The following is an 11,906-nucleotide window of genomic DNA, read 5'->3' as shown; positions in this document are numbered from 1 at the left end:
TTCGAGATCCTGCCGCAGGTCAACCAGCTGGCCTATGCGGTGGCCTTCGAGTCGCTGTACCGGGGCTGGGACCAGGCCGGCAAGCGCTTTACCGAGGTGAGCGAGGCGGATCGCGACTGGCTGCTTGGCCAGGCCCGCACGATCCGCGAGCAATACCGCCTGCCGGTGATCTCGATCGACTACTGCCCGCCCGCCGACCGCCAGTGCGCGCGCGATACCGCGGCGCGGATCCGCGCGCAGGGCATCATCCCCTATGTGGCCGACCCCGGCCTGCAGACGGTCGGCATCGGCAGCATCGAGGTGATGCCACGCCGCGTGCTGGTCGTGCAGGACCGTCCGCCCGGCGTTTCGCTGGACAGTTCCAAGGGGGTGCGCTATGTATCCACGCCGCTGAACTACCTTGGCTATCGCGTTGACCTCGCCGATGTCGGCCAGCCGCTGCCGGAGATCGGTGCGGACCGCTATGCTGGCGTGGTTGTGTGGCTGAGCGGGCCGGACAGCAGCACCGGTGCGCGTCTATACGACTGGGCGGAAAAGCTGATCGCGCGAGGCATCCCGATTGCCTTCCTCAATGATTTCGGCGCGCCGGTCAAGGGCCGGGTCGCTCGTGCGCTGCAGCTGCAGTCGGTTACCGGGGAAGCCAAGGGGCGCGTCGAGGTGCTGGAGCAGGATCCGATGATGGGTTTCGAGGCTCCGGTATCGCCGGACAGGCTGCATGCCGTGCCGGTGCGAGCGGGGGAGGGATCGAGAACGCTGCTACGCCTGCGGGCCGGTGCGCTGACCTACGATGCCGCGGCGATCACGCGGTGGGGTGGTTATGTCTTGGGGCCCTATGCGGTGATGGCGGATTTTCGCGACCGGGACAATGATCGCTGGGTGGTGCAGCCGATCTCCTTCTTCCGCGAGGCGCTGCGCCTGCCGGTCATGCCCGTGCCCGACGTGACCACCGAAAACGGTCGACGCCTGCTCACCATCCATATCGACGGCGACGGCTTTGCCTCGCGTGCCGAAATTCCCGGCGGTGGCTTTTCCGGCGAAGTGCTGTTCCGCGAGATCTTCGATCGCTACCGCCTGCCCATGACCATGTCGGTCATTGAGGGGGAGGTCGGTGCGAGCGGCATGTACCCCCATCTGACGCAACAGCTCGAGCCGATCGCGCGCAAGATCTTTGCCCAGCCATACGTTGAGGTGGCTTCCCACACGTACTCGCACCCTTTTGTCTGGTCGCGTGCGCTGGTAGGTGCTTCTGCCCATGCGGCCGAGCAGGCTGCCGCGCGTGAATACTACATGCCCATTCCTGGCTATAACGTGAGCCTTCAGCGCGAGATCCAGGGATCGATCGACTACATCAACAGGGTGCTGGCGCCGGCCGACAAGCCGGTCAAGATGGTGCTGTGGCCCGGCGATACACAGGTGCCGGCCGAGGCGATCAGGCAGGCCAATGCCGCTGGCGTGCAGAACCTCAATGGCGGCGACACCATCATCACGAAGAGCAATCCGAGCTGGACCGCAATTTCCCCGATCGGCGTGAACAAGGCCGATGATGCCTTCCAGGTGTTTGCGCCCAACCAGAACGAGAACGTCTACACCAATCTCTGGCATGGGCCTTACTACGGCTTTGAACGCGTGATCGAAACCTACGAACTGACAGATCGCCCATTGCGCTTCAAACCGGTCAATATCTACTACCATAGCTATTCCGGCACCAAGGTGGCTTCGCTCAAGGCGCTGCGCAAGGTCTATGATTACGCGCTGGCGCAGCCGCTGTTCCCGGTTCATTCCACCGACTACGTACGCAAGGTGATCGACTGGCAAGGCATGGCGGTGGCGCGCGAGCTGGGCGGCGACGGCAAGCAGCCGGCTGCATGGATCGTGCGCGGTGACGGCAACCTGCGCAATGTGCGCTGGACCGGATCGGATGTGCCCGACGTGGCGGACTCGCAAGGCGTGACCGGCACCTCGCCGGCGCCCGGTGGGGGCGTCTACGTGCACCTCGCCGATGGCGCCTCGCGCATTGCGATGCGTGCCGCCAATGCTCCTGCACGGCCCGCCAGCCCGGAGATCGTCGAAGCCAGCGGCTTCGTGCGGGACTGGCGGCGCAGCCGCCAGGGCGACACACAGCGCCTGCGTTTTGATTTTAGCGGCTACGCCAAGCCCTTCTTCCGCCTCGCCGGCGCGGACCGCTGCCAGGTAGCCATCGACGGCAAGACGGCAGGAGGTGTGCGGGATCGCGGTGCCCAGCGATTCGATACCGCGCCCGTTCCCAATCCGCGCAGTGTCAAGCAAAGCGTCGAAATCACCTGTGCAGCTTGAGCGCCGGGACTGCCGAGGGGGGCAGCGTGCCCCCGCGGCATTGGCACGGTGGCGCGGGCAAGATACGCGAGGAAGTTATGCCTGCCCCGGTAGAGACATGCCTGCGCGAGACGGATTGCGGCCGCGAGCAGCCTGACATTGCGCTCTGCAGGTTGTCCCCATTACGTAGGCTCTCTACCCGATACCTTGAGCCACCACGGCAAGCAGCGGCCTTTCAGCACCGATGTCGAAGCCCGCGCCCTCTCGATAGGCACTTCCGCCGACGGCCTGTTGCTGCGCCCCGACTTCAGTGCAGTGGATCCCGAAACCGTCTCCATTCAGCGCTACAAGCAGCTAGTGCCACCACCTAGTGGATAGTGAGATACATACTCACCTTGGGCCACGGTGCTCCCATTTTGCAGCTGATTTCACATCCTTGCGCCGTGCTACGATTGTCCTAGGCAACTGGAGAAAGCGATGGATCTCCAAGGTTTCGCGTACTACAAAGATCACTGGTATGAGGCTTGCGCAACTTCCGCCGGAATTGGTGGGCCGTGGCAAGGCGATGTGACGATCTGTGCAAAGGCGGCGGACGGCACCTCGATCAAGATCCTCGAGCATGAACCCGTGCCAGGGCAGTACTTTTCCGAAGGTGAGGCATGGCAGCATGCGCGCGACTATGCCGAGAAGCTGATCGACGAAGGCCGGGCCAATCCTGGCGCTTGTTGATCTGTTCTTTACACCGCCGCCAACAACACCAGGCCACGCCTGCAACGTTCTACGATCCTCCGAAATCCTGAGAGGGCACTATGAGCATCGAAAGCTACAACGGCTACACAGTTCGTGGCTTCGGGAGACCACTGGTTGATGGCATGTTCGAGGCAACCGGTGCGGTCGAGAAAGATGGTCGGCTCCAGGAGGGGTCGGAGCCGCTCGGCTACTACCCGACGTTCGAACTTGCCGTAGCGCAGGGCCTTGTCTGGGCGAAGGCGTGGGTTGATGCGCACAGCTGAGTTCTCCTGAGCTTCGCCGCCCACGTCCCGAACGGCATTTTTCCGCAGTCCAGGATGGCGCGCACCTTGCCATCGGTGACGAGGCTGGGATGCCCTTTGGGCACACAACGATTCCTTTGATTCCAAGGCAGGGGTTGTCATGAATTGGTTCGTGGTCCTTTCCGGCTCGCACTGGCGCAATATCTCCAACGTGGTGTTCCAGGAACACAGCCGAACGGCGGAGTGGAGCCAACTGGTTTGCGATGGATTCGATGCAAGTGGCGCGATGGCCGAGATCCAGAAAAATGGCGCCACGATATTCGTGCCGCATAGCGCTGTCATCGTGGCGGTTAACATCAAGGACAAGATGCACCCATTGGGCTTTATTGATGCAGAGGACGGCGCGGGCTGACTTCGCGCGATGCATTGCCCTGTCCGAGTTCGCGCGGACTCACTCGATGCCTCGGAGTGCGCGCGCTCGGGCAACGGGCGGGCCGGCTCGCACATTCCCACTTCGCCGACGACAGTTCCGGCCCGGATGGCCAGATTTGTCATGCTAGGATCCTCCGGGGCTCCGGGAGATGGTCATGGTTCAGAAGTCGTTCCACGAACTGCCAGCGGATGAGCACGCGGAATTCGAGGCAGCATGTACGCGGCATGGGTTCGTCCGGGAGGACTTCGACGTGAGCGCGGAAGAGGGTCTTCCTCTGGACGGCGGACCGCACTCGCACCATATCCACCGCAAGATCACTGTCGCCCGTGTGACCAGAAGCGAAATCCAGATATATCCCGCAGGACCAGGGACCTCGTGGACGGTCGCGTTCGAGCGAGACCTGGAGCAGGATGTCTTTGGCTTCCCCCTTGCCGATTAGGCGGCTGGGAGATTTCGCTGAAGACGATGCGTTCGACGGCGCTCGCTACCTGACCTGGGCGGTCGAGCGAGTGGACACACTGGAAGTGGTCCAGGCAATCGTCGTTGCCCACTCTCGACCGAGCCTGGAAGCGGACGTGGTATGCGTTGAGGACTATGTTGCCGCAACAGCCGTTCGATACTGGCCTGGATTGGCGCCGGCGACTCTCCGCATCAGGCGTCGGAGCGCAGTCGAGTCTTGGTAGCCCACGGCTTCGGCCACTTGTGCAACCGTCATCCGGCTGGTCTCCAGAAGGGCTCTGGCGCGTCGCAACCTGACACTCTGCACAAGCGCCAGGGTACTCTTTCCCGTTGCCTTTTGAATGTGGCGCGACAAGGTTCGCTCGGACATGCAGAACGCTTGAGCCAATGCTGCCACCGTCGGCGGATTCGGAAGCGCGGATTCGACCTTCGCAGCCAGCCTTGCCACCAGGTCGTTCCCGCTGGCCAGCGCCTCCGGCACGATGTATGGCGCCTGCGCCTGGCGACCATCGATCAGCAGCATGCGCGACACGATGTCAGCGAGCGCGCTGCCACAACGCTGGCGCAGCAGGTACAGCATCAGGTCTGTCTGCGCGAAGGCAGCGCCGGCAGTGATCACAGGCCCGTCTGCACATACCATCCGGTCGGCATCGACCAGGCAGTCGGGCTCCATCCTTTTCAGCAGGGGAGCGAGCCACCATGAGGTTGTGGCGCGTCGCCCCCGAAGCAGTCCTGCGGCGTGCAGCAGGAACACCGCCGAGCACGCGGCCGCCACATGCCCGCCGGCCTTGACATGTTGTGCGAGGCCTTCGATGACTTTCACCGAATCGACGCATCCGAGGCGTTGCCGAATGGAAGCGGATGTATCCAGGCCAAGACCCGGCAACACCCATGTCGATCGCTCCCCCTTTGCCCTTGCCGGCAGTCTGGAAGTATCCACGGTCAATCCGCCCAGCAATCGAACCGGTCCACCCTCGACTGAGCACAGTCTCCACCGCGGCGCGGCCACTTTTGCCCTGGCCGCCAGTGCGCCTGCCGCGGCAAGGATGTCGCGTGTGGCCGCAACGCTGGAGGGATACGCCCCCTCAAGGACTAGAACCGTAAAATCGTACATGTCGGATTTAGCTTGAAAACGGTCATATCAGACACTGTCATTCTGACGACGAAAACATTCCAATACAAGCTCTGCATAAGCTGGAAGCCGGATGCGAAGTGCCTGCTTGCGACCTTGGTCGTCCTGCACGACGTGACTGAAGGTCCCTGGGGCGCAAGTGGGTCCCTGCGCAGACTCGGGGGCTGCGCCGGGGCCTCGGGCCATGCGTGTCCATGGCATCCCATGTAGCCAACCTCAAGTGGTTCCGATGATCAATCGAACGCAAAGGAGCAGCGATGGCAGCCAGCCAGAATATGAATGAGGACGACTCGCTAGACGATTTTGACCAGCGCCGGATTACGCTAGACGGGGCGACAAAGGTGGTGCACGTCACCGGCGTCGGCCCGGCGGTGATCGTGATGGCGGAAATGCCGGGCATCAGCCCGCACGTCGCGCGCTTCAGCCGCTGGATACGCGAGGCGGGTTTCACGGTGTACATGCCGTCGTTATTCGGCCGTGATGGTGCCGTGCCCCAGGTCGACGAAGGCATCGCCACCTTCCGCCGAGCCTGTGTCAGTGCAGAGTTTCGCGCCTTCGCTGCCAACGAGTCGAGCCCGGTCACCCAATGGCTGCGATCGCTTGCGCGGCTGGCGCATGGGGAGTGCGGCGGTCCAGGCGTCGGAGCGATCGGCATGTGTTTCACCGGCAACTTCGCGCTCGCGATGATGCTTGAGCCGTCGATGCTCGCGCCGGTGGTATGCCAGCCGTCATTGCCTATCGACAACCCCGCCGGCATGAATATGGCTCCCGACGAACTCGCTGCCGTGCGGGAGCGTCTGGAGCGGGAGGACCTGATCGTCATGGCCTACCGTTTCGAGGGCGACAGGCATTGCAGGGCGCAGCGGTTCGCAGCGTTCACCGAGGCGCTGGGCGAACGTTTTGTCGCGCGCGTAATACCTGACAGCGCAGCCAATCCGGACACCCCGCCGTTTTTCGAAAAGGTGGTGGCAAGCCCCCACAGCGTGGTGACTGCGCATCTGGTCGATGAAGCGGGCCAGCCGACGATTGCGGCGCGTGACGAGATTCTGTCGTTTCTTGCGTGTCGACTCGGCGGATGAAGCCAGCAGAAGCGGTCAGTTTGCTTGCCATGCAGATCAGAAGACGGTGGCGGCCAGGCTTGAACAAGGAGATGGAGATACGATCACCAAGGTGGATAGAGCGGACCCACCAGACAGTATCCTGAGTCTGAAATTCGTTGAAGAAATAGGTCTGTCGGGAAGACGTGGAAGCCTAGGAGCGAAGCGCAGCAAGGCTGAGTCCTTGCGAGCATTCGCGACAACAGATCGCGCCCCTTATCGGCTGACCTATTCAACGAATTTGCGAGTCAGGACCCTAGTGCTAGGGCTTGGGAGGCCGAACATGATAGGCAAGGATCCAGGTGCAGATCAGCGGGCCCAGTATGGGGAGCAAAGCAAGATAGGCGTAGTGGCCGCGAATGCCGGCAGCCTTGAAGGCCAAGCTATAGGGAACGAACCACAGCGCCTCGAAAATCAGAAAAGCTATTAATTCTGTTACTACTGTCATGCTTCCTGCTCTATTCGCCTCTGCTGGACAGAGAAAAAATGGATGCAGAGATGGCCCGTCATCTTGATAAAACCGATTCGGCTCTCTGCGTTGCCGAAGGTGGGGCTATAAAGAAACCAGCACGTCCCGGGGCTCGGAATGTATTTGACGAGTCCTAGCTCGCGTAGGACGATTCTGGCACGAGCCGGAAGCAAGGATGGTGAACAAATGTTAAAGATGTCTGGGTGTCGCGTGCCTGGATCGACCCTGATTCGGATGATCAAGTACGCCACGCAATATGGACCATATCGCCATCGTCACTGGCAAGATTGTGGGATCATGCGTATTTTGATTTTTCTGTCTTTATGGTAGGCAAGCCGAGTAAGGAGCATTGGAACCAATACGGCGAAATGCTCGTTGAGTACCAGAATCGGGCTTGGCCAGTAAGACTTGTGCTCGGCCATCACCATCGAGCGGGAGACTACCGGGTGGTCGAGGTGAAGGAGGGCCGCTTGATTGTTGCCCCGCTCGGTGAGCGCCACTGGCCGGAGCGGCGTTGGCACCGGTCGCGGTCGGCAGCTTAAACGGATCCTGTCCGTCTCGATCCTCGAGGTCTCTTGCGTGGGCTCACATCTGGTCGGACGGGCTATTGCGCATCCTTTCTCCTGGCAGTGGCGCGCGCGGCAATACCCGCCGGTGCTTGTCCCGCGCATCTTGCCAGGTCGTCAAGGTGAATATCTTGTCAAACCTGGCGGCGATCAGGTGGGTCAGAAGCACAGGCCTATCCCATGGGCGGAAGCATATCCACACGCGGACGTGTCAACGATTATGGTCACGCCCGGCACGCCGTCTCCTGGCGCGTGGCGTAGTGGCGTTCGCCACGGGTGCGCAGGCGGATGGAGCGTGGGCCCACGAACTGAATCCAGTCAGCAAGCGAGAAGTTGAGCCGGACGCCGCAGTGATCGAAAGCGAGGCGGTCGATCCGCCAGGGAAGTGCCATGACCGCTGTCGTGTTTACCCCGGTCAGGAGCAGGGTGGCGCCGGCGGCCTGGGCGGCGGCCTCGGCCTCGGGATTCCTGGTATCTGCCGTGAGCAACGGATCGTCCACGATCAGGGACAGGCAGCGAATGTCAAGGCACTCCTCTGAGGGGGACTTGCGGTAGAGGTGGACGGTGCCCGGGGCGCAGGTGAACATGTCTCTCTCACTGATACTGTATGGATATACAGTATAGGGGTGGTGCGAGCGAGGCTGGCGATAGTTGAGTTAACTGTATGGATATACAGTATCGAGGCGTGGAATGTGGTGGCCCAAAGCAAAAAGCCCGCCGAAATGGCTGCCGTTGGAAGGATGTGGCAGACGCACCGGGCTCGCCGAGGTGGCCGCGGGGTCAGCGGCGGTGCCCGAAGCGGAAGATGCGCTGGTGATCTACAACGGGCTGTTCGCTCTCGCCCCGGGCCCGTTCGACACGGACATGCTGAAGGTTCCGATCGAACGGGCATTGCCGCTCGATCGCCTTGTCGATATGCTCCACAATCGGGAATCGGGCCGAGCGCGGGAGGATCATTCTTTCCAAGAGGCAGGCGGAAGTGCGCCGGCCCGCCGGCGCTATGCCACGGTGGATCGAGTGTTCGCGGCGCGGCTGGCGATAGACAATACCGGCATTCGTCCCACTGCGGCGAACCACGGCAATTCGAATGTTCAGGTGTGCCATTGACTTCAGATAGCGAGTATTTCCGAGCTTGCCGGTAATGCCATAGGTTTGGGTTCGGCCATGCGCGTCCCGGCATTCCCGGCAGCGGGTAGACTGGAAGAATTCCATTCTTGATAAGGAATTAACATGAGGTACGACATATTTGGGAATTACCAGATCGAAGTGCGGCGGGTTGAAAGCAAGTGGAGGGTATTTCGAATGGGGAATGGTTCGGCGGTCGAAATCTACGATCTGGTGATCCCTTCTGACGTGCTGGCGGATGAAGTCGAGGGATACCTCAACGACCTGCTTCATGAAGATGCAATTTGCGGCCGCGTGATCCGCCAGCTCTGACGGCGGCACCGTCGGGACTGCCTGTATTTGGCCGAAGGGTGCAGGTCCTTGCCTGGCAAGGGATAGCGAACAACCCCGCTACGCATAGAGAGCCGCTGCAGGGTGGGGCTGCAACCCTCAGGGACCTGCCATTCGCCACCATGAATTCATCACCATGAACCCTAACATTTGACATGCAACTCCACCCACATCACCAGGATTCCTTGGACGCGCAGTACGAAACCTTGCGCCAAGGCGCGCTCGATGCCTATCGCGCAAAACAGGAGGCCTTTGCGAGAGTTGTAGCGCAGTTTTCGCAATGGAGCATCGACGATCAGTCGCAGAGCTTGCATTTCATAAGAACAGACGCCCAGACTCAGGTCTTTCAAATCATACCCATCGGGACATATCTGCCGATGGAAGAAGAATGGGCTTGGGCGTGGGCAAATGATGCATTCCCGGACGCCTGTCGAAATGGAGCTTCCCGCATTAAGGATATCTGCGCAAAGACCGGGTACAAGATCTTTGAAACCTCGCACTTCCGCACCAACACCAACGATGTTGATGAGCTATGCGCTCTCTCACTCCAAGAGCTGGGCGGAGTCGCGGTCTTTAAAGTCAAGCATCAAACGCCATGGGTTTACTATGTTGTGAAATGAGTCCGAGCCGTCATGTCGAATTGAGGCTTTCCCGTTTGCGGTTTCCACGGCATAAGCCGATCACATAGGCTTGGGTGTGCTGCACGCGCCGACGATCGAGGAGACCGTGTCAGGGTGTCTGGGGACGGCATCCCCCGTGTTAGCTCGCCACCACTTGTCGCGCTTGACGGATTTTCTAAAATATTTCTGTGCGACGTCGCGCGGCGCCTGCCCTGTCGAGGGTGGGGTTCGCCAGCATCGATTGTTGTGTTGGAGGACATGACAAGATCGGGAGGCAGCTATGTACAGGCATGCAAGCTCACTGGCGGTGATCTACCCGCTGGAGACCGGGGAGTGGTTGTTCGCAGCAATCACCGGACCCCGCGTTATTCACTTTGGACCGTTTGAGTCCAGAGATGACGCCGATGAGATTCTCTCGGAGATGTATCCGGATATGCCGACGGTGGACCTGCCGGCACAGAGCAGGAAGCTGGATGGCGACGGCGTGAAAATCATGGGATATGCCGCAGCACAACAAGTCGTGGCTCAAACTGGCGAGTAGCCGGAGCAGCACTGTTCAGCAGCCGCCTTCGGGCGGCTTTTTCATGCTGCCGCAGCGAGAGTTCGGGCAAAAAGAAGACCGGCCGGGACGGGAAATCCATGCCGGTCTTGCGCAGAAGCAGAAGCGCGAAAGGGGCGCAGCAGATGCCGCGCGGCGCGAATTAAAACAGATGCATATCTGGTATGCAATAAATTTAATTTGTAAGAATAGTGTGACAAAATGACGCTAAGTTCAGTCAGGGCCTGCCAAGTGCTGGCTTCTTCATTTTTTCGATGTCGGCGGACAGAGCGATCCCAGCAGGCCACCCCAAGCAGTCTCTTAAGTACAAGGCGAAGCTGAGGGCCTGGATCGAGGGTGACAGGAGGTGCAAGGGATCGAACGCCGCCCTGGGCGTCGAGGCATCGCCCGGGCGGCAACCGACGGCCGGCTGAAGGCCGCGAGGATGGTCACGGCCGAGGCGTGGGTCTTTTATTCGCAGGCGCATGTGTGCGCGAAACCGGACGGATTGACCGGAGTCGGATGAGACACTACCCTCCGATTTCTTGCGTGGGGAATGGCATGCCTGGAAATCAGCTTGCGCCAGCACTTCTGATCATCGCTGTCCTGATAGGGATGACTTCACCAGTTGAGGCAACACCGGAAGCCCGGGATGTTGTGGTGAAGAATGGCGTTGCGATACGGTGCATGGCCAGCGGCTCTGGAGAGGCGATCGTCTTCGTCGCGACGAATAGTGAACCGAGGTCTCGGCATTGCGAGGCCAGGTGCAGCTACACAGGGGAGCACGGGCACACGGGTACCTTGGAGGTGTCCGGCAGCGTAGCCGCAAATGCGAGCCATGAGAACATGGCGATGGTCCACGCCCACGGCACAAGGATCAAGTCGATACAGAAGGTGACCTTCTCATGCCAGTGACAGGGGCGTCCAGGTTCAAGTCCCGGTGCGATCGTCATCCGTGCGGGTGCAGGGCATCAACGCGACTTGGTAAGGCGAGCTGTCAAACGCTGCCTGCGTGCGGTTTGACTTCGCCACCCCAACCGTGTCTCCTCCAACGCCCCTCGGTGGATTTGTCCGGCTAACCGCCGCAAGCCGACCCCCGTCAAAACGGCAGACACCCACCGGGCGCGCAAGCGCCTCTTGAAAATGCCGACTGGCAGTGACGTGCATCGCGCCGTATGCGCTGGCGGTGGCCGACGACAATACCAGGCAGGAATGCGTCATGCGGGATGTCTTCGCAGTGCCGTGGGAGCGCGCGTCAGCCTTTGTGGTTCCGCAGGTCTTGGCCGTAGCTGCTGCGTGTGCGAATCTGGCCATCCTGCCCGTGTACCAGCAGTTCCACCTTGTCGCGCTGTGCAATCACTGTGGCGGCATCGACAGCTTCCTCCTGGGTGGGGAAGTGTGCTCTTTCACCCTTCGCCCCCTCATGAACGACGTCCCACCCGTCGCCGTGGGGGATGACGTGTACGTTGCGTTGCGGCATTGAATCCATTGCAGTCTCCCTGAGCGGTGATCTACTGCTGTTTTAGGAGACGTTCGGTCCGATTGATAGTGGGCATTGTCCGACTTGAGCGTCTATACGAGCGCGTGGCGCTTGCCCCATCCGGGAAAAGCCGCCCCGGCAGACAGATCCGACGAGGGCAACGTCTCGTGAGCGCGTAAGCCTTGTCGCCGCCGCTTTGCTACGGCGTGCTCGACTGCGCAATCTTGCCTGGCTGCGCAGGAAACTTCCGCAGGCCAATACCTCCGGCGATTACGAGGTGCTCCTGCTTTTGAACATGCCTGTAGAATTCCGGTAACGTCGCTGCGCATTTAGGATTTCTTCAACTGACAGACCGTCCAAATCCGCGGATCTC

At 60.8% G+C, this 11,906-nt stretch carries 15 protein-coding genes; 11 read left to right on the top strand and 4 right to left on the bottom strand.

Annotation, left to right across the window (positions count from 1 at the left end; translation table 11 throughout):
- The 5 genes from P3W85_RS23080 to P3W85_RS23060 form a co-directional block, all read left to right on the top strand.
- A partial coding sequence (locus tag P3W85_RS23080; protein WP_276266487.1) for a hypothetical protein occupies positions 1-2,313 on the top strand: 2,313 nt, incomplete at its 5' end.
- A gap of 456 nt (positions 2,314-2,769) precedes the next feature.
- Positions 2,770-3,021 carry a hypothetical protein gene (locus P3W85_RS23075; protein WP_017228983.1) on the top strand — a complete coding sequence of 84 codons (252 nt, stop codon included), beginning with the start codon at positions 2,770-2,772 and terminating at the stop codon, positions 3,019-3,021.
- Positions 3,022-3,101: 80 nt separating this feature from the next.
- Complete coding sequence (locus P3W85_RS23070; RefSeq protein WP_017228982.1) at positions 3,102-3,305, top strand: hypothetical protein; 204 nt, start codon at positions 3,102-3,104, stop codon at positions 3,303-3,305.
- A 139-nt stretch (positions 3,306-3,444) separates the two neighbouring features.
- Entirely contained in the window at positions 3,445-3,696 is a 252-nt protein-coding gene (locus tag P3W85_RS23065; RefSeq protein ID WP_017228981.1) for a hypothetical protein, read from the top strand.
- A 175-nt stretch (positions 3,697-3,871) separates the two neighbouring features.
- On the top strand, positions 3,872-4,156 hold the full coding sequence (locus P3W85_RS23060) for a hypothetical protein (RefSeq protein ID WP_276266486.1): 285 nt from the start codon (positions 3,872-3,874) through the stop codon (positions 4,154-4,156).
- Positions 4,157-4,309: 153 nt separating this feature from the next.
- Here the strand turns inward: P3W85_RS23060 and P3W85_RS23055 are convergent, their stop codons facing one another.
- Positions 4,310-4,999, bottom strand: a complete 690-nt coding sequence (locus tag P3W85_RS23055) for a helix-turn-helix domain-containing protein (protein WP_017228979.1) — start codon at positions 4,997-4,999, stop codon at positions 4,310-4,312.
- Between the two features lie 566 nt (positions 5,000-5,565).
- On the opposite strand from P3W85_RS23055, the gene P3W85_RS23050 reads away from it, so the two are divergent.
- On the top strand, positions 5,566-6,387 hold the full coding sequence (locus tag P3W85_RS23050; RefSeq protein ID WP_017228978.1) for a dienelactone hydrolase family protein: 822 nt from the start codon (positions 5,566-5,568) through the stop codon (positions 6,385-6,387).
- A 280-nt stretch (positions 6,388-6,667) separates the two neighbouring features.
- On the opposite strand, the gene P3W85_RS23045 is transcribed toward P3W85_RS23050, so the two are convergent.
- Together P3W85_RS23045 and P3W85_RS23040 are read right to left on the bottom strand one after the other, a co-directional pair.
- A complete protein-coding gene (locus P3W85_RS23045) occupies positions 6,668-6,853 on the bottom strand; it encodes a hypothetical protein (RefSeq protein WP_017228977.1) in 186 nt (61 codons plus the stop codon).
- An 811-nt stretch (positions 6,854-7,664) separates the two neighbouring features.
- Positions 7,665-8,027 carry a hypothetical protein gene (locus P3W85_RS23040; protein ID WP_276266484.1) on the bottom strand — a complete coding sequence of 121 codons (363 nt, stop codon included), beginning with the start codon at positions 8,025-8,027 and terminating at the stop codon, positions 7,665-7,667.
- A 103-nt stretch (positions 8,028-8,130) separates the two neighbouring features.
- Here P3W85_RS23040 and P3W85_RS23035 point away from each other — a divergent pair, with 103 nt between their 5' ends.
- The 5 genes from P3W85_RS23035 to P3W85_RS23015 all read left to right on the top strand — a co-directional run bounded on the left by P3W85_RS23035 (position 8,131) and on the right by P3W85_RS23015 (position 10,279).
- Positions 8,131-8,547 (top strand): hypothetical protein, encoded by a 417-nt coding sequence (locus P3W85_RS23035; RefSeq protein WP_276266483.1) that lies wholly within the window; start codon positions 8,131-8,133, stop codon positions 8,545-8,547.
- Positions 8,548-8,670: 123 nt separating this feature from the next.
- Positions 8,671-8,877: a DUF7661 family protein gene (locus tag P3W85_RS23030; RefSeq protein ID WP_276266482.1), complete on the top strand. Its 207-nt coding sequence runs from the start codon at positions 8,671-8,673 to the stop codon at positions 8,875-8,877.
- 203 nt (positions 8,878-9,080) lie between these two features.
- Positions 9,081-9,515 carry a DUF6882 domain-containing protein gene (locus P3W85_RS23025; RefSeq protein WP_276266481.1) on the top strand — a complete coding sequence of 145 codons (435 nt, stop codon included), beginning with the start codon at positions 9,081-9,083 and terminating at the stop codon, positions 9,513-9,515.
- A gap of 280 nt (positions 9,516-9,795) precedes the next feature.
- Positions 9,796-10,056 (top strand): hypothetical protein, encoded by a 261-nt coding sequence (locus P3W85_RS23020; protein WP_276266480.1) that lies wholly within the window; start codon positions 9,796-9,798, stop codon positions 10,054-10,056.
- Positions 10,016-10,279, top strand: coding sequence for a hypothetical protein (locus P3W85_RS23015; protein WP_276266479.1), 264 nt, complete (start codon positions 10,016-10,018; stop codon positions 10,277-10,279). Before P3W85_RS23020 ends, P3W85_RS23015 begins: the two co-directional genes overlap by 41 nt.
- 1,029 nt (positions 10,280-11,308) lie before the next feature.
- On the opposite strand, the gene P3W85_RS23010 is transcribed toward P3W85_RS23015, so the two are convergent.
- Positions 11,309-11,542 (bottom strand): DUF2188 domain-containing protein, encoded by a 234-nt coding sequence (locus P3W85_RS23010; RefSeq protein ID WP_276266478.1) that lies wholly within the window; start codon positions 11,540-11,542, stop codon positions 11,309-11,311.
- Between the last annotated feature and the right edge of the window lie 364 nt (positions 11,543-11,906).

Origin of the sequence: Cupriavidus basilensis (assembly GCF_029335485.1) — a bacterium.
Classification (GTDB): domain Bacteria; phylum Pseudomonadota; class Gammaproteobacteria; order Burkholderiales; family Burkholderiaceae; genus Cupriavidus; species Cupriavidus basilensis_E.
Note: the sequence above shows the minus strand (reverse complement) of the source record. Positions and strands in the feature narration are given on the sequence as shown.